Source organism: Paraburkholderia phytofirmans (genome assembly GCF_046028095.1).
In the GTDB taxonomy this organism is placed as follows: Bacteria; Pseudomonadota; Gammaproteobacteria; order Burkholderiales; family Burkholderiaceae; genus Paraburkholderia; species Paraburkholderia phytofirmans_A.
The window spans coordinates 633559-651746 of sequence record NZ_JAQQDJ010000001.1 but is presented as its reverse complement, the minus strand read 5'-3'; the positions used below and the strand labels follow the sequence as shown (position 1 = coordinate 651746).

At 59.6% G+C, this 18188-nt stretch carries 21 protein-coding genes and 1 pseudogene; 14 read left to right on the top strand and 8 right to left on the bottom strand.

The genetic code is table 11. The features are described 5' to 3' along the window. The first annotated feature begins 129 nt into the window (after positions 1-129). Positions 130-888 (top strand): HesA/MoeB/ThiF family protein, encoded by a 759-nt coding sequence (locus tag PQR54_RS02980; protein ID WP_408244005.1) that lies wholly within the window; start codon positions 130-132, stop codon positions 886-888. A gap of 85 nt (positions 889-973) precedes the next feature. On the opposite strand, the gene ptsP is transcribed toward PQR54_RS02980, so the two are convergent. From ptsP to PQR54_RS02945, 7 genes are all read right to left on the bottom strand, one after another. Then, positions 974-2722, bottom strand: coding sequence for a phosphoenolpyruvate--protein phosphotransferase (gene ptsP, locus PQR54_RS02975; RefSeq protein WP_408244004.1), 1749 nt, complete (start codon positions 2720-2722; stop codon positions 974-976). A gap of 303 nt (positions 2723-3025) precedes the next feature. After that, positions 3026-3295 (bottom strand): HPr family phosphocarrier protein, encoded by a 270-nt coding sequence (locus tag PQR54_RS02970; protein WP_012431596.1) that lies wholly within the window; start codon positions 3293-3295, stop codon positions 3026-3028. Between the two features lie 96 nt (positions 3296-3391). Next, positions 3392-3919: a PTS sugar transporter subunit IIA gene (locus PQR54_RS02965; RefSeq protein ID WP_408231573.1), complete on the bottom strand. Its 528-nt coding sequence runs from the start codon at positions 3917-3919 to the stop codon at positions 3392-3394. A gap of 334 nt (positions 3920-4253) precedes the next feature. Further along, on the bottom strand, positions 4254-5210 hold the full coding sequence (gene gshB / locus PQR54_RS02960) for a glutathione synthase (protein ID WP_408244003.1): 957 nt from the start codon (positions 5208-5210) through the stop codon (positions 4254-4256). Between the two features lie 101 nt (positions 5211-5311). Further along, a complete protein-coding gene (gshA, locus tag PQR54_RS02955) occupies positions 5312-6601 on the bottom strand; it encodes a glutamate--cysteine ligase (RefSeq protein ID WP_012431593.1) in 1290 nt (429 codons plus the stop codon). A gap of 237 nt (positions 6602-6838) precedes the next feature. Continuing rightward, positions 6839-8347 carry an ammonium transporter gene (locus tag PQR54_RS02950; protein WP_106302214.1) on the bottom strand — a complete coding sequence of 503 codons (1509 nt, stop codon included), beginning with the start codon at positions 8345-8347 and terminating at the stop codon, positions 6839-6841. 44 nt (positions 8348-8391) lie between these two features. Beyond that, a complete protein-coding gene (locus PQR54_RS02945) occupies positions 8392-8730 on the bottom strand; it encodes a P-II family nitrogen regulator (protein ID WP_006048089.1) in 339 nt (112 codons plus the stop codon). A 401-nt stretch (positions 8731-9131) separates the two neighbouring features. Between PQR54_RS02945 and PQR54_RS02940 the strand changes: the two genes are divergently transcribed. From PQR54_RS02940 to PQR54_RS02905, 8 genes and pseudogenes are all read left to right on the top strand, one after another. Continuing rightward, on the top strand, positions 9132-9386 hold the full coding sequence (locus PQR54_RS02940) for an accessory factor UbiK family protein (RefSeq protein WP_012431591.1): 255 nt from the start codon (positions 9132-9134) through the stop codon (positions 9384-9386). Between the two features lie 121 nt (positions 9387-9507). Then, a pseudogene (locus PQR54_RS02935) lies at positions 9508-10293 on the top strand (magnesium chelatase domain-containing protein); the annotation flags it as partial. A 144-nt stretch (positions 10294-10437) separates the two neighbouring features. Continuing rightward, a complete protein-coding gene (locus PQR54_RS02930) occupies positions 10438-10650 on the top strand; it encodes a hypothetical protein (protein WP_408244002.1) in 213 nt (70 codons plus the stop codon). A gap of 546 nt (positions 10651-11196) precedes the next feature. Next, positions 11197-12051, top strand: a complete 855-nt coding sequence (locus PQR54_RS02925; protein ID WP_408244001.1) for a hypothetical protein — start codon at positions 11197-11199, stop codon at positions 12049-12051. A gap of 626 nt (positions 12052-12677) precedes the next feature. Beyond that, positions 12678-13040 (top strand): helix-turn-helix domain-containing protein, encoded by a 363-nt coding sequence (locus PQR54_RS02920; protein ID WP_408244000.1) that lies wholly within the window; start codon positions 12678-12680, stop codon positions 13038-13040. Next, entirely contained in the window at positions 13037-13588 is a 552-nt protein-coding gene (locus PQR54_RS02915; protein WP_408243999.1) for an ImmA/IrrE family metallo-endopeptidase, read from the top strand. The genes PQR54_RS02920 and PQR54_RS02915 overlap by 4 nt, the downstream gene beginning before the upstream one ends. Positions 13589-13754: 166 nt before the next feature. After that, positions 13755-13883: a hypothetical protein gene (locus PQR54_RS02910; protein ID WP_408243998.1), complete on the top strand. Its 129-nt coding sequence runs from the start codon at positions 13755-13757 to the stop codon at positions 13881-13883. Positions 13884-13978: 95 nt separating this feature from the next. Beyond that, positions 13979-14185, top strand: a complete 207-nt coding sequence (locus PQR54_RS02905) for a DUF2188 domain-containing protein (RefSeq protein WP_408243997.1) — start codon at positions 13979-13981, stop codon at positions 14183-14185. Positions 14186-14277: 92 nt separating this feature from the next. On the opposite strand, the gene PQR54_RS02900 is transcribed toward PQR54_RS02905, so the two are convergent. Further along, on the bottom strand, positions 14278-14625 hold the full coding sequence (locus tag PQR54_RS02900; RefSeq protein WP_408243996.1) for a helix-turn-helix domain-containing protein: 348 nt from the start codon (positions 14623-14625) through the stop codon (positions 14278-14280). A gap of 273 nt (positions 14626-14898) precedes the next feature. Here PQR54_RS02900 and PQR54_RS02895 point away from each other — a divergent pair, with 273 nt between their 5' ends. The 5 genes from PQR54_RS02895 (at position 14899) to PQR54_RS02875 (ending at position 18168) form a co-directional block, all read left to right on the top strand. Further along, complete coding sequence (locus tag PQR54_RS02895) at positions 14899-15237, top strand: hypothetical protein (protein ID WP_408243995.1); 339 nt, start codon at positions 14899-14901, stop codon at positions 15235-15237. 499 nt (positions 15238-15736) lie between these two features. Then, on the top strand, positions 15737-16672 hold the full coding sequence (locus PQR54_RS02890; RefSeq protein WP_408243994.1) for an FG-GAP repeat domain-containing protein: 936 nt from the start codon (positions 15737-15739) through the stop codon (positions 16670-16672). Positions 16673-16755: 83 nt separating this feature from the next. Next, complete coding sequence (locus PQR54_RS02885; protein WP_408243993.1) at positions 16756-17295, top strand: hypothetical protein; 540 nt, start codon at positions 16756-16758, stop codon at positions 17293-17295. A 41-nt stretch (positions 17296-17336) separates the two neighbouring features. Beyond that, complete coding sequence (locus PQR54_RS02880; RefSeq protein ID WP_408243992.1) at positions 17337-17693, top strand: lysozyme inhibitor LprI family protein; 357 nt, start codon at positions 17337-17339, stop codon at positions 17691-17693. Positions 17694-17838: 145 nt separating this feature from the next. Continuing rightward, the gene (locus tag PQR54_RS02875; protein WP_408243991.1) at positions 17839-18168 is read left to right on the top strand and encodes a hypothetical protein; all 330 of its coding nucleotides are present in this window, start codon (positions 17839-17841) and stop codon (positions 18166-18168) included. The last annotated feature ends 20 nt before the right edge of the window (positions 18169-18188 follow it).

The following is an 18188-nucleotide window of genomic DNA, read 5'->3' as shown; positions in this document are numbered from 1 at the left end:
GCGAAGACACGCTGTCATACCCAGCATCAGCAAGAACACCCGCTCCCGGCGCGATTAAAATATCCACAACGCGCACGGCAGGCCCATCGGTCCTGCATCACATCGCGCGATACATTCACGCGCCCCGCCATGAACGACGATCAACTCCTTCGCTATTCCCGCCACATCCTCGTCGATGAAATCGGTATCGAGGCGCAGCAGCGCTTTATCGACGCGCACGCGATCGTTGTCGGCGCGGGCGGCCTGGGTTCGCCCGCGGCGATGTATCTGGCGGCGGCCGGCGTCGGCCGTTTGACGCTGGTCGATGCCGATACGGTCGACCTGACCAATCTGCAGCGGCAAATCCTGCATGTGACCGCATCGGTTGGACGCAAGAAGGTCGAGTCCGGGCGCGACGCGATCGCGCAGATCAATCCCGAGGTCGTGGTGGACGCGGTGGCCGAGCGCGTCGACGACGCGTGGCTCGACGCGCACGTGCCACACGCGAGCGTCGTGCTCGATTGCACCGATAACTTCGCCACGCGCCATGCGATCAACCGCGCCTGCGTGAAGCACGGCGTGCCGCTGGTGTCGGGCGCGGCATTGCGCTTCGACGGCCAGATCAGCACCTTCGATTTCCGCGATGAAGCATCGCCCTGCTACGCCTGTGTGTTTCCCGAAGACCAGCCATTCGAGGAAGTCGCATGTTCGACTATGGGCGTGTTCGCGCCGACAGTCGGCATCGTCGGTTCGATGCAGGCCGCTGAAGCGCTCAAGGTGATCGGTGCAATCGGCACGCCACTGCTCGGCCGCCTGATGATGCTCGACTCGCTGCGGATGGAGTGGACCACGATGCGCATCGCGCGCCAAGCGGATTGCCCGGTGTGCGGGCAGACGCACCTCACCTGACGCTACTCTCGTCAACCGCACGCTGAAACAGAAACGCCGCCCCATGGACGGCGTCTTCACCTGATGCCGAAGCGAACGCGGCGACTCAGGCCAGCATCACACGCTTCAGCGCAGCCTGCACTTCTTCCGGTTCGAACGAAGCCAGCACATCGGCCACCGGCTTCTCCAGCGTCTTCAGATGCGAGCGCAGCACTTCCTGCTTGACCACCAGCAGTTGGCTCGGATGCATCGAAAACTCGGTGAGGCCCATGCCGAGCAACAGACGCGTCATCGTCGGATCGCCCGCCATCTCACCGCACACCGAGACCGGCACGCCCGCCCGCTTCGCTTCGCGCAGCGTGAACGCGATCAGATGCAGTACCGCTGGATGCAGCGGGTCATACAGATGCGCGACCGAGTTGTCCGCGCGATCGATCGCGAGCGTGTACTGGATCAGATCGTTGGTACCGATCGACAGAAAATCGAGCCGCTTCAGGAACAGCGGCAAAGCGATAGCGGCGGCCGGAATCTCGATCATCGCGCCGACCTGCACGTTCGGATCGTAGGCCATACCCGCGTCGTCGAGCTGACGCTTGGCTTCGCGAATCAGATCGAGCGTCTGGTCGATTTCCTGCGCGTGCGCGAGCATCGGAATCAGAATCTTCACCGAGCCGAACGCCGACGCGCGCAGAATCGCCCGCAACTGCGTGAGGAACATCTGCGGCTCGGAAAGGCTCCAGCGAATCGCTCTCAGCCCTAGGGCCGGGTTCGCGGCGGTTTCGTAACCGTCGCCCCCGCTCATCGAATCGAGCGGCTTGTCGGCGCCCACGTCGATCGTGCGGATGGTGACCGGCAGGCCGTTCATCAGTTCGACCGCGCGGCGATACGCAGCGAACTGCTCTTCCTCTTCCGGCAAACGGTCCTTGTGATTCATGAACAGGAACTCAGTGCGGAACAGGCCGACGCCCGTCGCGCCCGCGTCGACCGCGGCGCGCGCGTCGTCCGGCAACTCGATGTTCGCGCACAGCTCGATGCGCGTGCCGCACAGCGTTTGCGTGGGCGAAAACTTCAGCCGCTGCAGCTTGCGCTGCTCGAGCGCTTTCTCACTCTGCCGGTACGAGTATTCTTCCAGCACGATCGGCGCGGGATCGACGATCACAATGCCATGATCGCCGTCGACGATGATCAGGTCGTCCTGGCGAATCAGCGCGCTCGCGTGCTGCACGCCGACCGCCGCCGGAATGCCCAGGCTGCGCGCGACGATCGCCGTATGCGACGTGCGCCCGCCGAGGTCCGTGACGAAACCCTGAAACGTCTGGGTCTTGAACTGCATCATGTCGGCCGGAGCGATGTCGTGCGCGACCACGATCATTTCGTCGCATGCGCCGTGCACGCCGTCGGCCAGCGCCACCGACGCGCCGGCGAGCGCCTTCAGCACGCGCTCCACCACCTGCTCGATGTCGGCTTTGCGCTCGCGCAGGTACTCGTCTTCGATATCGTCGAAATGGCGCGACAGGCGCTCGAGTTGTTCGGTCAGCGCCCACTCCACGTTGTAGCGGCGTGTGCGAATCAGGTCGAAGGTTTCCTGCACGAGCATCGCATCGTTCAGGATCATTGAATGAACGTTGATGAACGCGCCCATTTCACTGGGTGCGTCCGCGGCGAGATCGGCGCGCAGCGCTTCGAGCTCGTAATGCACGTGTTGCTGGGCCGTGCGAAAGCGCTCGATCTCGCTCTCGATCTGGGCGGGTTCGATCAGATAGTGGTCTACGTCAAGTGCAGCCGGGGCGATCAGATAAGCCCGCCCGATGGCGATACCGCGTGACACGGGAATTCCATGCAGCGTGAAGGACACGCGCACCTCCTCTAGTTGTGTGATGCCGCGGCAAACCGCTGCAATGCTCTCAGACACTGTCCGTCATTATAAATTCCGCACCCTATGCAAGTGCGCTGGGGCTGTGTGCAGTGCAGCACGAAAACCCGTAAGCAGCCGTTGCGCTGCGCCTTCGTGCGTCTCGCGCTTCGCGCAGCGCAGGTCTTGCATACGCATGTCGACGCGCGTGCCTCACGCGCGTTTCGTCCGCCCATTGTCATGCGCTAAAAAAAACGCCGCGGACAACCGCGGCGTTTCTGCTCATTGCAACGTAGACGCGCCAGTTCACTGCCCCTCGCCGAATTTATCGGCAATCAGTTTCAACAATGCGTCCATCGCTTCTTTTTCGTCGGAGCCTTCCGTTTCGATCAGCACCGTGCTGCCAATGCCCGCGGCCAGCATCATCACGCCCATGATGCTCTTGGCATTGATACGGCGGCCATTGCGGCTCATCCAGATTTCCGCCTGATAGTTGCCCGCGAGTTGGGTCAACTTGGCCGACGCGCGCGCGTGCAGCCCCAGCTTATTCACAATAGTCGTTTCCTGTTGCAGCATGTGATGGTCCGAAGCGCGGGTAAGTGTTGTTGTGAAAGGTAAAACTGCGAAGCGGTTGCAATGCGTTTGACGCCCGGGGCGAACCGGCCGGGCGGCTTATAAGCCGGCCGAGTCGGCTTTCTGCGTCAGGTCGGCCTCGGGTGGCAACGCGGGCATACAGTCAGCAGATGCTGCCTCCGGCGGCAAAGCCGGCAAACAGTCGCCGGATTCCGCCGTGGGCGCGATGGGCGCCGGGGTCGCCGGTCCGATCGCATGCACGCCTTTGGTGGCACCGGCGAGTGCCTTGTCGACCAGCGTGTCGAGCGGCGTGGCGCGATAACAGACCGCACGCACCAGCATCGGCAAGTTGACGCCGCACAGCACGCGCACGTCCGGCAGCGACGCGAGCCGTCCGGCGATATTCGCCGGCGTGGCGCCGAACATATCCGTAAGGACCAGCGCGCCGTTTTCTTCCTTCAGACGCTCGATTTCCGAGTTCGCAAACGCAACCTGCTGTGCGGGATCGCAATCCGGCGATACGTCGATCACGCCGATGCGAGCCGGCAAGCCACCATAGATGTGCGAAATACAATCGCGCAACGCGGTGGCGAACGGAGCGTGCGCAATGATCAGAATGCCTGCCATGTCAGCCTTACTGCAAAAGAACGGCCCCGAACCGTGAACCAGGACGAAGCCCGGTTCGTCAGCGCCCTCTGCCGGCCGTGGGCCATGAGGGCCGGAACGCATCGATTGACGAGCGTGCCGCGCATGGCATCGTGCCAGCGCCGGCGAACCACTGCTCGCTTACAGTCCGCCGCCCATGACACCCGTCAGGTGCCATCGATTCACCTTGGCGCGGAAGAGCGGGCATTGTATCAGGCTCATTTTCGCGCCAAATCCGGCGTGCTGCGTGATGCGGATTTACTACACAGTTTGGGGGACATGGCGGGCATTCAAGTGCCGGCAGCAGGCCGCGCCATCAGCCCGCCGCGCGCTCCAATGCGTCGATGAACATGGCGGCGACGTCGAAGCCGGTTTGATCCATGATCTCGCGGAAGCACGTCGGGCTCGTCACGTTCACTTCGGTCAGCCAGTCGCCGATCGCGTCCAGCCCGACCAGCAGCAGACCGCGCGCAGCGAGCACCGGCGCCAGCGTATCGGCGATCTTGCGGTCATGCTCGGTGAGCGGACGCGCCACGCCGAGGCCACCGGCCGCGAGATTGCCGCGCACTTCATTACCCTGAGGAATACGCGCGAGCGAATACGGCACGGCTTCGCCGCCGATCAGCAAGATGCGCTTGTCGCCCTCTTTTATTTCGGGGATAAATTTCTGCGCCATCACCGAACGCGCGCCGTCGTGGCTGAGCATTTCGATGATCGAACCAAGGTTCATGCCGTCGGCCTTCACGCGGAACACGCCCATGCCGCCCATGCCGTCGAGCGGCTTCAGGATCACGTCGCCGTGTTCCTCATGGAACGCACGCAAACGGCTCGCGTCGCGCGTAACCAACGTGGGCGTGACGAACTGCGCGAACTCCCCGATCGCGAGTTTTTCCGAGTGATCGCGAATCGCCTGCGGTTTGTTGAAGATGCGCGCGCCGCCGCGTTCGGCCATTTCTAGCAGCCACGTCGACGTGACGTATTCCATGTCGAACGGTGGGTCTTTGCGCATCACCACGGCGCTGAAGCTCTTCAGCGAGCGCGGCGCGGGGGCTTCAGCGTCGTACCAGACTTCGCGATGCAGATCGGTGACGTCGCCGACAATCGCAAAGCGCTGCACGTTCGCCTCGACGTCGCCGCCCGTCCACGCCAGATGCTTCGGCTCGCACGTATACACCACGTGACCGCGGCGCGCCGCTTCGGCCATCATCGCGTAGGTCGAGTCTTTGTAGATCTTGAATTGCGTGAGCGGATCAGCGATGAAAAGAATGTCCATGAGGGTCCTGGTGCGCCCTGACGGGCTTGGCGTTGATCGTAAATATAGTCGTTGAAAATGGCGATGGCGGCACGCATGCCGCCATCGACCACCAAAGTGGCTTAAACCTGAATCGCTTCCGGATCGGTCTTTTCCAGTTCCACCGATGCGGCCAGCAGCCCGAGCCGCGCCACCACGCCGTACATATAGAAGCGGTTCGGCGGCGCCGCGCCCGGCTTGGCGTGCGCGTCGGGCAGCGCCGTATGCTCGAAGCCGAGCGGCACGAAGTGCATGCCCGGCGCGTTCAGATTCTGATCGCGCTCGCGGCTGCCGTGCACGCGGTAGAAGCCGCCCACCACGTAGCGGTCGATCATGTACACAACCGGCTCGGCCACTTCCTCGCCGATACGCTCGAAGGTGTACACGCCTTCCTGCACGATCACGTCATGCACTTCCAGGCCGTCTTTGGTCGCGGCCATCTTGGCGCGTTCGCGCTTGGTGAGCGCGGCGACTTCCGACGCGTCGTGCACGGTCATCACACCCATGCCATACGTGCCCGCGTCCGACTTGATCACGACATACGGTTTCTCGGAGATGCCGTACTCGCGATACTTCTTGGCGATCTTCTTCAGCACGCCGTCGATCGCGTCTGTCAGCGCTTCCTCGCCGGTGCGCTCCTGGAAGTCGACGCCTTCCACGTGCGCGAAGTACGGGTTGATCATCCACGGATCGATCTCGACCATCTTGGCGAACTTCTTCGCGACGTCGTCGTAACAGGAAAAATGCGTGGATTTGCGGCGCACGGCCCAGCCGGCATGCAGCGGCGGCAGCAAATACTGCTCGTGAAGATTTTCGAGCACGGGCGGAATGCCGCCCGACAGGTCGTTATTCAGCAGAATCGAGCACGGGTCGAAATTCTTCAGGCCGAGGCGCCGCTGCGAGCGCTCGAGCGGTTCGAGCACGAGTTTCTGGCCGTCGGAGAGCGCGATCGTGACCGGCCCGTTGATGGTTTCGTCGAGCGTGCCGAAGCGCACGTTCAAGCCGGCCTGGCGCATGATCGCGGCCAGACGGGCGACATTCTCGAGATAAAACGCGTTGCGCGTGTGGCGTTCGGGAATCACCAGCAGGTTCTTGGCGTCCGGGCAGATTTTCTCGATCGACGCCATCGCGGCCTGCACGGCCAGCGGCAACACTTCCTGCGGCAGATTGTTGAATGCGCCGGGGAACAGATTGGTGTCGACCGGCGCGAGCTTGAAGCCCGCGTTGCGCAGGTCGACGGAACAGTAGAACGGCGGCGTGTGCTCCTGCCATTCGAGCCGGAACCAGCGTTCGATGGCGGGCGTGGCGTCGAGGATCTTCCGCTCAAGATCGAGCAGCGGGCCGTTTAACGCCGTAACTAGGTGCGGAACCATTGATCACTCGCAGACTGGAGAAAAAAGATTGTAGAGCAAATGCTTTGTCCATTTGGGGACGGTTTCTCCATTCGCAAGCGGACGCGAATGCATTCTCGCTATCGCCATCATAGGCGGGGAAAACTACCGTTCACAAGATAGCTCGCAAGAAAAAAGCCCGCCATGAAGGCGGGCCAAAATCGCTGCGCTTATTCGTAATCCCCACGAGCCCGGGAGCGCGGGCTCGCGCTGTGTTGCTTATTCGACGTGTTCGCCGTGCAGCGTCACGTCCAGACCTTCGCGTTCCTGTTCTTCGGTCACGCGCAGGCCCATCACCATGTCGATGATCTTCAGCAGGATGTAGCTCACCACACCGCTGTAGATCAGCGTCGTCAGCACGCCCTTGGCTTGCAGGATCACGCTGCCGTCCGCGCCGCCGATGTCCTTCACCGCGAACACGCCGGTCAGCAGCGCACCCACGATACCGCCGATGCAGTGCACGCCGAACGCGTCGAGCGAGTCGTCGTAACCGAGCTTGTGCTTGAGCCACGTTGCCGACCAGAAGCAGATCACGCCTGCCGCGATACCGATCACCAGCGAACCCGCCATACCGACGAAGCCCGAAGCCGGCGTAATCGCCACCAGACCTGCCACGGCGCCCGACACGATACCGAGTACCGACGGCTTACCCTTGGTTGCCCATTCGGCGAACATCCATGCGAGTGCTGCTGCTGCCGTTGCCACTTGCGTGGCGAACATTGCGAAACCGGCACGGCCGTCTGCTGCCACCGCCGAACCCGCGTTGAAGCCGAACCAGCCCACCCACAGCATGGCGCCACCGATCAGCGTGAGCGTCAGGTTGTGCGGCGCCATCGCTTCCTTGCCGTAGCCGACACGCTTGCCGAGCACCAGCGCGCAGACCAGCGCCGCGATACCGGCGTTGATGTGCACCACCGTGCCGCCCGCGAAGTCGAGGATGCCCGCGCTAGCCAGCCAGCCGGTCGGTTCCCAGACCATGTGCGCGATCGGCGAGTAGACGATGATCGACCACAGCGTCATGAACACCAGCATCGCCGAGAATTTCATACGGTCGGCAAACGCACCCGTGATGAGCGCCGGGGTAATGATCGCGAACGTCATCTGATAGACGACGTAGACCGTTTCCGGGATCGTCGGGGCGAGGTGGCTGACGGTCAGCGTCGTGGCCTTGTCGCCCTTGATGTAGTTCATGCCCGCCATGAAGAAGCGCGAGAAACCGCCGATGAACGAACCGCCCGGCGTGAAGGCGAGGCTGTAGCCCACCACGACCCAGATGATCGACACGAGGCAGGTGATCGCGAAGCTTTGCATCAGGATCGCCAGCACGCTCTTCTTGCGGACCATGCCGCCGTAGAACAGCGCCAGACCCGGAATCGTCATGAACAGCACGAGCGCGGTGGAGGTCAGCATCCAGGCGGTGTCGCCCGAATTGATCTTCGACGAATCGACCGAAAACGGCGCGGTCGGGGCAGCGGGCGCAGCGTCCGATGCTGCGGGTGCGGCGGCGGCCGCGCTGGCAGCCGGTGCGGCGGACGCGTCAGCGGCCGGCGCCGAAGCCGCGGCGGCAGCGGGTGCGGCCGAAGCGTCCGGTGCCGGCGCGCTCGCCGTCGTATCGGGAGCAGCGGCCGAAGCGGCTGCGGGGGCGGAAGCGTCGTCCGCGAGGGCGGCGCCGATACCGCCCGCGAGCAGCGAACCGGCCATCAGCAAGGACATCATTAATTTGCGCATCTTTCGTTTCCTCTTGTCGCTATCTGTGTCGCTATCTTTTGGTATTACAGAGCGTCCGCGCCGGTCTCCCCGGTGCGGATCCGAATCACCTGTTCGATCGGCGTGACGAAGATCTTGCCGTCGCCGATCTTGCCCGTGCGAGCCGCACGCTCGAGCGCCTCGATCGCCTGGTCGACAATGTCGTCCGAGACAGCGGCCTCGATCTTCACCTTCGGCAGAAAATCGACGACGTATTCAGCGCCGCGATACAGCTCCGTGTGGCCCTTCTGGCGACCGAAACCTTTGACTTCCGTCACCGTGATGCCCGAGACGCCGATGGCCGACAAGGCTTCGCGCGCCTCATCGAGCTTGAACGGCTTGATGATTGCGGTAATGAGTTTCATGACATCCCTCGCTTAGTTGCGTAACCCGTTTGCGTAACTCTCGTTGCGTACCTGTAAACCGTTCGCGTGGTCTCGTTTCCGCTGCCGGTAAAAAGGTGCCGGCAGTGCGCGCGGGGCAGTAACAGCAACTCGCATGCCATGTTGTGTCAGACTCCGCCCCGTGGACGTCGCAAAAGGGGCGCAAGCCGCCCTGGCCGGACGGCCAACGTTAGCGGGGGCACGCTGGCGCGGCGTATGGATCGTTGCTAGAGTGTTCGCAGGTCTGGAACGCATGGGCGCGCACCAAAGGCGCTCATGCGGCAACGGCACGCAACGGGGCATGCACCAACACCGCCCATTTGCCGTTACAAAGCACAGGCGTAACGAAACATGCACATTTTTTGTGCACCAAGGGGAACACCATGAAACAACCGAACGATGTTTTTAACGACTTTCAGGCCCGCATGAGCGAGCTGTTCAAAAATTCGCCGGCCAAGGACGTCGAACGGAACGTCAAGGCCATGCTGTCGCAGGGCTTTTCGAAGCTCGACCTGGTGACGCGCGAGGAATTCGATACGCAGACCCAGGTGCTGGTCCGTACGCGCGCTCGTCTGGAAGAGCTGGAGCGCCGCGTCGCCGAACTCGAACAGAAGCTGCCGGTCACGCAAACGCCGTAACGCTTTGCTCGCGGCGTAAGCGCCGCGCAGTGCTGCACATCACAGGCAAGCGAGCCGTGACGTCATCAGCGTTTTAGGGGACTTGCGCGCGCCCTCGGCGCGCCGTCCGACGGGAGAAAACATGTCGCTTGCCGTGGTGCGCAGTCGCGCGCCGGCCTCTGGCCGCGCGCCCGAAGTAACCGTCGAGGTCCACCTCGCAAACGGTTTACCCTCTTTTTCGATCGTCGGCCTGCCTGATCTGGAAGTGCGCGAAAGCCGCGAGCGCGTGCGCGCGGCGCTTCAGAACTGCAACTTCGACTTCCCGGTCCGGCGCATCACCGTCAATCTCGCGCCGGCCGATCTGCCGAAGGAATCCGGCCGCTTCGACCTGCCCATCGCTTTAGGCATTCTCGCGGCGAGCGGCCAGATTCCCGCCGAGTCGTTACTGCATCGTGAATTCGCGGGCGAACTGTCGCTGACCGGTGCCCTCAGGCCGATGCGCGGCGCTTTCGCCATGGCGTGCGGAACGGCGCGCAGCGCTGTGGCTCAAGGCGGCGGTACTGCGCTGCAATCCGCCGGAATGGCGAGCGAGCTTGCCGTCGAAGCGGCCGCAGCGCACTCCACGCCTCAGCTCTACCTGCCCGCTGCGAGCGCGGCGGAAGCGGCGCTCGTTCCCGGCGTCGACGTCTACGGCGCCGCAGACCTGCCTTCGTTATGCGCTCACCTTGCGCAAGCGCCGGACGGGCGGCTCTATCCAGTCGCCGCGCCGGCCCTCGCGGAAGCCCCGACGGCCATCGTCCCGGATATGGGCGACGTCATCGGTCAACGCGGCGCGCGGCGGGCACTCGAAGTTGCGGCGGCGGGCGGCCATCACGTCTTGGCTTATGGCCAATTAAACCCCTGTTGTAACCGGGCTAGCCTCGCGTCAGGTGGCGCAGAACATTGCGGCCGAGACTGCAAGGAAGGCGCGGGACAAAGTTTACTAATGCCGCATGTGATATTCGACAGAACGAGGTCGGCCAGGGCACACTTGCTGGCTTAACACTTTCGCATGCTATGGAGCATAAAAATAATGGCACAACCCTTCTTGACCGGCTGCGTCTACGAGCCGCCTATGCTTGGAACCCCGTTCCTGGCCGTCATCTTCAACGCCGATGGCGTCTATCTCGCTGCACGCCCTTTCCCGACCGGTGATCTGGCGCAGCACTTCCTCGACCAGTTCATGCAGCGAGTTGCGGACGACAAGGCTGATGTTGTCGACATGTTCGTGACCAAGACTTACTGATCGAGCGGCAGGAACGGACAAAGGCGCCTTCGGGCGCCTTTGTCGTTTGTGGGGGGTTGCCCAGTGCTGAATCTGGCCCGATGGGCCGCGTATCACTGCCTTCGAATGCCTAGCGCGAAGCCGATATTCTCCCAACGTCAGCTCCGCGACGAAAGGCCCCTGAGGTTGATCAACCGAGGAAGATCGTCACACGCGAACGTCAGCTTCCTTTGGGAGCGGCCCTTGGGGTAAAGCCGGGCTGAACGTCTCTTGTGTGTTGATATCTGCCGCACCATTTCGGAACGAACACATTCGAACACTGCCGTGTACCCATTGCGAACACCAACAGGTGGGAAATCGTTCGAACCGCCAGCGTGATGGATACGACGGTGAAGGTTGTACCTCGAATAACCGCTGTAGTTGATACATTCCCAGAGCAACGCGTTCGGAGGGTGTCCACTTGACGTGATCTCCCGGAAGAACTTTCTATAGTTTTGCGGCTCGCTTCAAAGAGCCCCTCAATAATCCTGGCTGTATCGGTACACTCGTCCACCTCAGATCCATTAGATGAATCGCATAGAAGAATCGACAAGCCTGACTCCGAAGCCAGCCGAACCTCGGCTGGCTGACCTTTTCTCGGAAACCGTTTCCGTTGCCTCAAAGGGCAATGCGGCTAGGTTTTATGCGGAGATGATGATCGATCTCTTTCTTTCGGCTAGATTGAAGAATGAGATCGGGACAGATCGACTCGAAACGATTCCTTTGGGCGACCAGATCAAAGGAATCTCTTCGCACACGCCTTCCAAGATCGTTGACGCGCTATGGCATATCAAGGACTTCGGTGACAAGGCGTCACATTACAGTCTCGGCCGCGCTCTCACTGAGGCTGAGGCAGACGCTGCGGTTGAGGACGCCGTGGGGCTAATTGTTCTCATCCTCACTAATGAACTAATTGAAACACCGTTGGACGCTTGCAGTGGTCGAGCGACCCTGTTTAGTACGATCCTTCCCAAGGCTAGAGAGCGGGTTCTCGCGAATCTTTTGAGTGAGTGCCACCCATCAAACGGCCACTACTATCGGTTCCTGCTTCACAAGTATGGGCTAGCGCTGACCAAGAGCGGGCGACTTGGCGCGGCGCGCAGGCATCTGAGCCGCCTGTTGAAGAAGGGTTGCATTGACCAGGCATTTCACGATGAGCTAGTTGAAGCGCTTTGGCTTCTGGACAAAAGCATCAAGTATCCCGGTCAGCCGATTGCCCAGCGAATGGAAGACGTAGCGCGGAACTTCGAGACAGTACGGCTAGGCTTGAATGACGATGAAGCGAAGGCAAACGAGCGGCTGATAGGTATTCTAGGAACGCTAGTGAATGACATCATTCCCAGCGGCTTCAATCATCGCGTGACGCAGTTGTTGCTCTTCTAGATTTGGAGCACTAAGTGCGGCAGCGCTCGGAGCGCCTACGTAGACAGCCCTCATACCGGGCGTTGGACGCGGTGACAGCGAACTTTTCGAATCCTCGTCAGATTAGGCAAAATGCAAGATCTGGATCGGCGGCTTTCGAGCACGCCGATCCAACAGCTCGGCAGGCCGATCTTGTTGACGTGTAGCCATTTACCCGCCATCACTGAACGCTTTGGCTGCCCCATTGAGCCAGCGCGCAGCACCGGCTCAATCCGTGAGTTTCAAATACACCTCTTGCGAACATGGAGCGACGCACGGCGCGCATCGCTAGAGGCCAAGCCACGATGGCGAGCAGCGCCAATCGTATCGACGGATTTCAGCGCTGAATCCGCTTCCGAATACGAATAGGAGGCTGACACGGGACTTGGTGCGGTGGCGAATTTTTGAAGCGGCGCTCCCTTGAGAAAGCGGCGGCTGTACTCGGCCAAGTCTATGGAACTCATTACATAGCGAGGCTCGATGAAACCAGTGCTGCCTTGCAGCATACTGGATTGGTAAATTTTTCACACATCGACTTGCAAAATATTAACCCATTCGGTTAATATTTTGCAAAACAAGGATAATTTTGGGACCAACTGGAGATTGAAATGGCACTGACACCGTTTGGCAAGGCAGTGAGAAAGGCCAGGCTGGATGCGGATGTCACACTTTCTGAGATGGCATCTGCATTGAGCGTGACCTCAGCATTCTTGAGCGCGCTAGAGACGGGACGCAAAAAAGTACCGCCGCAAATGGCGGAGAAGGCGGAAGCGTACTTCGCAAAGCACGGTGTTCGCGTTGAAAAACTCCAACCGCTCGCGGATGTGTCCAACGAGACAGTGTCGCTCGAAGGACTTAACCCGGAGCACCAAATGATGGTTGCTGGGTTTGCGCGAGCATCTTGGGACAGTGTTGACTCGAACGACCTAGACAACCTGAAGCAATTGCTGAAAAAGATCGGAGGGAAATGATGTTTGGTCAAGGCCCACTGAAAGGATTTCGAGTACCAGGCAAGCGCATCTCTGACATTAGGCAAACGGCCGAACGCGCTCGGGCCGCATTGGGAATCACATTTCCGATTCGACTCGGGCACTTCCTCGAACGACTATCAATTTATTCGATCACGGTCGATGTTCTCGAAGACGGAGCAAACGGCCTACCGGCAGGCGTCGAAGCGTGCTGGATTCCAGAAAGCTTGACGCTATGCGTTACGGAACGCGTCTACGAGAAAGCATGCCGTAATGATCCTCGGGCGTTGTTCACGGTGTTTCATGAACTGGGGCACGCATTACTCGGACACCGCAGGACGCTGAATCGTGAACCGCCGACTGCAGAAATCAAGATCTTCGAGGATTCAGAATGGCAGGCCAATCAGTTCGCTGCGGAAATACTGATGCCAGTGGAAGAAATTCGCAGGAGGGGACTGAAAACAGATTACGACCTCACCGCCGCGTTCGGTGTGTCGATGGAAGCCGCGAGGATTCGAATCGACCGACTTAAACGCAGCGGCGAGATGTAAGCACAAAGTCGAGCGCCAACTCGATGAGTGCGGGGAAAAGGAAGACAAATGCCTCTGGCTTCCTCTTTTGCGCTTCTGTCAGGAAGCACGCGAATTGTAGTCAATCAATTTGACTGCTGCAAGCGCACAAGTTCCATCCGGTGAGGCATTTCTGACGAGGTCGGAAATGACGACGAAAGACGATGACTACATCATCATCTTCCGCCGCTTCCGTCGCACTAAGTCGGGCGCGCTTCTAGATGCCAGGAAATTCGGCATCTCGGCGTGGCCGATTAAAGTGCGCCGCGAGAAGTGAGCTGAAGAGCCGCTGTACGTGGCGGATCGGCATGAGTTCAAACCGTTCCGCCACGCCTCTACCGAAGGGACTACGCGCAAGCGATAGGAGTTGGCATGGCTAGCAAAAAAATCTTTGTCGAACAACGCCCTCAAGGGGACTACGCGGTCCGGCGCCCCAATTCGCAGCGCGCAAGCGACGTGCTGCCCACTCAACGGGAAGCGATCGAGCGAGCGAAAGAGTTGAATAACGGTGCCCCACCACTCGTGGAACGGGTTCGACACACGGCGAACGGCAATCCCGATAAGTGGCGCAAGCCGTAAATCCACGCGCAGTATTGTGTTAACTGGATGCCAAACGGCGCGCTCATTATGGGTGCGCCGTTCGGCTGATCACATCTTGCGTCAGCGCGAACCTATCTATCTACGAGTCCATCCGCGAGTTGCTTGATGACACTCATCAGCATCTCGCGCTTCTCAGCCGACAAGCCTTCGAGCAATTCCAGAATTCTCCTTGCCTGATCGATTTTTCGATTCGATGCGTCCGTTAGCAGCTCCCCTATCCCGCAATCGAAAATCTCGGCCAGTTCGGCAAGCCGCACGACTGTTGGAACTGCAACTCCGGTCTCCATCCGAGAAACCGCTTCCCGAGTAATTCCCAAAGCCTCTGCGACTTTTTCTTGCGATAGCCCTGTGGCAGCACGCCTCAATGCTATCGCTTGCCCAACCGCCCTCACCAACGCAGCCTTCTGCAGCTCGTCCATATGTGACCTTTTACGCACGGACGTAATGGTCTGCCGAGCACTAAAGAAATCCTATGAAGTGCCGTATTACAATGTGACGTTAAACATCACATATCCGACAGATATAGCAGACATCGAACGCGTCCGGTCAGGGTGACACCTCGCGCCGCATACCGCGCAGCACGGTCAAGTAAATTTCCCTAACCCATTGAATTTGCGATAAAAAATATGTACGAAGGACAAAACTCTGGATAGTATTTAACTGTCGATGCGACGAACTATTTGGAGAAATCTATGAGCACGAAACCGGAAGCGAAGGCCTCGATTGCCCCTGCTGCCACCGCCGAAGCACCGGCGAGCACGAACGCGAAGCCTTCCCGCAAGACGCCCGCGACCGATACGCCGGAGAAATTCCGCGCTGCATTACAAGAACTGGACGCGGAACGCACGGCGCTCGCGAAATCTGCAATCGAGGAGTTGAAGCCCGGTCGTCCGTTCGATCCGAAGGTCATCCGCCAGATCAACAAGATCGAGACGACGAAGAATCGCCTGCTCATTGCTCGATTCGCATCCTTGCTCCGAAAGAACGATCCGGAAGTGCAGGCCATCGTGTACCAGCTCGTTCAGATTTGATCGTGGGACGGGCGAGACGTATTGAATAGCCGGGCGTGCGGAGACGCGCCCGTCTTCCGAATATGCGTCGCCTTACCACTGGTGTGGCGGCGCGTTTGGCCGTTGGGGTCGGCTACATATCCGTTAATCGCTATGGGTCGGACTCGACGTAATTGAAGAAGCAATACCAACTCAGAAGAGAAGAAAAATGATGTTGAAAGTTGCAGCAGCTCTAGCTATCGGGGTTAGCGCCATATTGGTTTCCGCTTGCGGCGGAGGTGGTGGGGGTAGTTCGACCGCCGCACCACAATCCGCGTCCGCACCGACCTCTGCATCCGCGCCCACCTCTGCGTCTGCGCCAGTCACGTCCCAACCGGCTAAACCCATTCCGGTTCAGGCATCGTCTTACCTGAACAAGACTGCAGCAGCGGCTGCAATAGGTCCGCAATCGCTCCCCTCTGAAGTCACGTCCGGAAATGCCGTTGCGTTCGCGGATTTCTTTCAGGACGGTACGTACTCGATGGTCACGCATACGCTCGAATACAACTCGTCGGACCCGTCCACTGCGAACGACTTCGGCCACATTCACTTCTATAAGAGCGTAAATGGGACGTGGGTCGATCACACATCGGACATCCTCTCCAACAATGTCGGCTGCCTGCACCCGCGCAAAGCTATCGTTGCCGACTTCAATGGCGACGGCAAACCTGATGTGCTTTTCGCGTGTCATGGCTTCGATGCGTCGCCATTCCTTGGCGAACAGATGCACATGCTCTTGAGCGAGTCGGATGGTACGTACAAGAACGTGACTTTGCCCTTTACGGGCTTCTTCCACAGCGCGTCGGCTGCGGATTACAGCGGCAAGGGTTTCGCTGACATCGTCGTGGTCGATCCCCTCATAGCCGCAACGCCGTACTTCCTAGTCAACAACGGCGATGGAACGTTCACGAAAAGCACAACCCGGCTTCCGCCTGTCATCAAGTACGGCACGAATGGATCGCAACCGGACCTGACGTGCACATCGAACTGCGGCGCACAGATCTACACGACTGAACTGATTGACTTCAACAACACCGGCAAATTCGATCTGTTCCTCGGCGGCACTGCGCCGGATGGCAACCAAGGCAACTGGGTTCCGACGATCTTCAAGAACAACGGCAACGATACGTATAGCCAGACGAACGTCATCGAGTTGCCGTACAACCCGACATACGAACTGGCTCTCGATGTCCTGTCTGTGAACGGCGCGATCTACACGACGAACGTCCACCTCAACACGTCCGGTCCGCTCTATGGCTTCAGCGACATCGAGAAGGATGTTGGTTCCAGTTCGTCGCAGATTTATGTCGGCAACGCGAGCTATCCGAACGGTTCGTCGTGGATCAACTGGATCATTCCGTACCAAGGCAAGATCGACGCCATCAATTCGACGTACGGCGTCTCTGTCTCGCAGTAACCAGTCGTAACCATCATCATCTGCCACTGAGAATCTCGCGCTATCCGTTGGGTAGCGCGTATCCAACGTTGAGATAGCCCATCATGCATACGCTCGCCATACTGTTCGCAGCAGCCGCAGTTGGATTCTTCGTTCTGCTAGTTCGCCCGCAATTGGCATTACGCACCGGCAACAGTGTCCCATCGCGACGCAAACTTCTGATTCCGTTTTTCGCGTGTTGGATACTCGCTGCAGTCATGTCTCAGGCTGCGCGTAAGTCAAACGATAGCAACGACCCTCAATCCTCTAACGGCGGGGAAAATTCTTCGGTAGTTCGAGCATCCTACGCATCCCCTGAGCGCAAAGAGCTTGCCACTAAATTTGTAGAGGTTAAAAAACTCGCCGATCTCTCTGACCACGGCGGACTACAGGAAGATCAACATCCGGGTTGCACGGCGAGCGTCATTCAGTTAGTCAACGCAACGGGGCCATTGAGCGACTATATCCAGACGCGTCTGCATGTCCTTCGGAGGGGCAATGTGCCTGACCCGGAGAACGACCCCAGCATGTCGCCGATCTATGAATCGGATGCCCAGATGCTCGGTCAGCTTATCCGCAACACAGAACTGGTTTGTGGGATGTAACGCGCCCGTCTATCCACTCCGTACGACAACACATAGAAAATATGAAAACCCGCATTGTCTTCGCAACGCTCTTGGTTGCCTCGTCAACAGCAGCATTCGCCGATGGCCCTGCCTTCAACTGCGCCAAAGCTTCGTCCCAAGTAGAGAAGATGATCTGCGCCGACCCGACGCTTTCCGCAGCCGATTCGGTCAACGCCGATTTGTATCGGGAAGTCTTGCAGGCGTCCGATAGCCAGAATCAGGTCAAACAGCAACAGCGTCAGTGGCTCAGGACGCGAAACGCCTGCCAGACAGTCGATTGCATCGCGAAGGCATACGACACGCGATACAACCAGCTTCAACACGAACGCCTCGTGAACAGCGGCGCAGTCAATTCTGATGGGTCTATCGGGCACTGATGCCTTCACTTCCCATCGTGACGAGGTGGCGATCCAGCCACCAGCACACGAAGCGGTCGCTGATCCGACCAACGAACCAGGGCAACCCGCTCTGGTTTTTTTTCGCCCGTCGAAACCGCATTACCGCTCGCAAGGAGTAGTCCAAATGTCCGACACCAACGACCGCGCCACGTCGGCGACCAATGATCCGTTCGCGGGTTTCGCCTTTCCGTTGATCGAACTTGGGAGAGTTGTCGCCACGCCGGCTGTACTCGAACACCTCGAACATGAAGGCATCGACATCCAGCCCTACCTGTACCGTCACGAACACGGCGATTGGGGAGACGTTACGCCGAAGGATGCCGAAACCAACCTGCTCGCAGCAATCCACGGCGCACGAATCTTCTCGGCGTATGAGGTCGCGAGCAAGCGTGTATGGATCATCACCGAAGCCGACCAGACCTCGACCGCGATACTATTTCCGAGCGAGTACTGATCCGTTAGCAGAAGCTGTAG

Bases quoted from the DNA above. Each gene is read 5' to 3' on its own strand.
- PQR54_RS02925 (WP_408244001.1), top strand. From the start codon at position 11,197: ATGAATCGCATAGAAGAATCGACAAGCCTGACTCCGAAGCCAGCCGAA.
- PQR54_RS02900 (WP_408243996.1), bottom strand. From the start codon at position 14,625: ATGGACGAGCTGCAGAAGGCTGCGTTGGTGAGGGCGGTTGGGCAAGCG.
- PQR54_RS02890 (WP_408243994.1), top strand. From the start codon at position 15,737: ATGGTCACGCATACGCTCGAATACAACTCGTCGGACCCGTCCACTGCG.
- PQR54_RS02970 (WP_012431596.1), bottom strand. From the start codon at position 3,295: ATGCTGCAACAGGAAACGACTATTGTGAATAAGCTGGGGCTGCACGCG.
- PQR54_RS02945 (WP_006048089.1), bottom strand. From the start codon at position 8,730: ATGAAACTCATTACCGCAATCATCAAGCCGTTCAAGCTCGATGAGGCG.
- PQR54_RS02875 (WP_408243991.1), top strand. From the start codon at position 17,839: ATGTCCGACACCAACGACCGCGCCACGTCGGCGACCAATGATCCGTTC.
- PQR54_RS02980 (WP_408244005.1), top strand. From the start codon at position 130: ATGAACGACGATCAACTCCTTCGCTATTCCCGCCACATCCTCGTCGAT.
- PQR54_RS02915 (WP_408243999.1), top strand. From the start codon at position 13,037: ATGATGTTTGGTCAAGGCCCACTGAAAGGATTTCGAGTACCAGGCAAG.
- PQR54_RS02880 (WP_408243992.1), top strand. From the start codon at position 17,337: ATGAAAACCCGCATTGTCTTCGCAACGCTCTTGGTTGCCTCGTCAACA.
- PQR54_RS02920 (WP_408244000.1), top strand. From the start codon at position 12,678: ATGGCACTGACACCGTTTGGCAAGGCAGTGAGAAAGGCCAGGCTGGAT.
- PQR54_RS02910 (WP_408243998.1), top strand. From the start codon at position 13,755: ATGACGACGAAAGACGATGACTACATCATCATCTTCCGCCGCTTCCGT.
- PQR54_RS02905 (WP_408243997.1), top strand. From the start codon at position 13,979: ATGGCTAGCAAAAAAATCTTTGTCGAACAACGCCCTCAAGGGGACTAC.
- PQR54_RS02885 (WP_408243993.1), top strand. From the start codon at position 16,756: ATGCATACGCTCGCCATACTGTTCGCAGCAGCCGCAGTTGGATTCTTC.
- PQR54_RS02895 (WP_408243995.1), top strand. From the start codon at position 14,899: ATGAGCACGAAACCGGAAGCGAAGGCCTCGATTGCCCCTGCTGCCACC.
- PQR54_RS02950 (WP_106302214.1), bottom strand. From the start codon at position 8,347: ATGCGCAAATTAATGATGTCCTTGCTGATGGCCGGTTCGCTGCTCGCG.
- PQR54_RS02965 (WP_408231573.1), bottom strand. From the start codon at position 3,919: ATGGCAGGCATTCTGATCATTGCGCACGCTCCGTTCGCCACCGCGTTG.
- gshA (WP_012431593.1), bottom strand. From the start codon at position 6,601: ATGGTTCCGCACCTAGTTACGGCGTTAAACGGCCCGCTGCTCGATCTT.
- PQR54_RS02940 (WP_012431591.1), top strand. From the start codon at position 9,132: ATGAAACAACCGAACGATGTTTTTAACGACTTTCAGGCCCGCATGAGC.
- gshB (WP_408244003.1), bottom strand. From the start codon at position 5,210: ATGGACATTCTTTTCATCGCTGATCCGCTCACGCAATTCAAGATCTAC.
- PQR54_RS02930 (WP_408244002.1), top strand. From the start codon at position 10,438: ATGGCACAACCCTTCTTGACCGGCTGCGTCTACGAGCCGCCTATGCTT.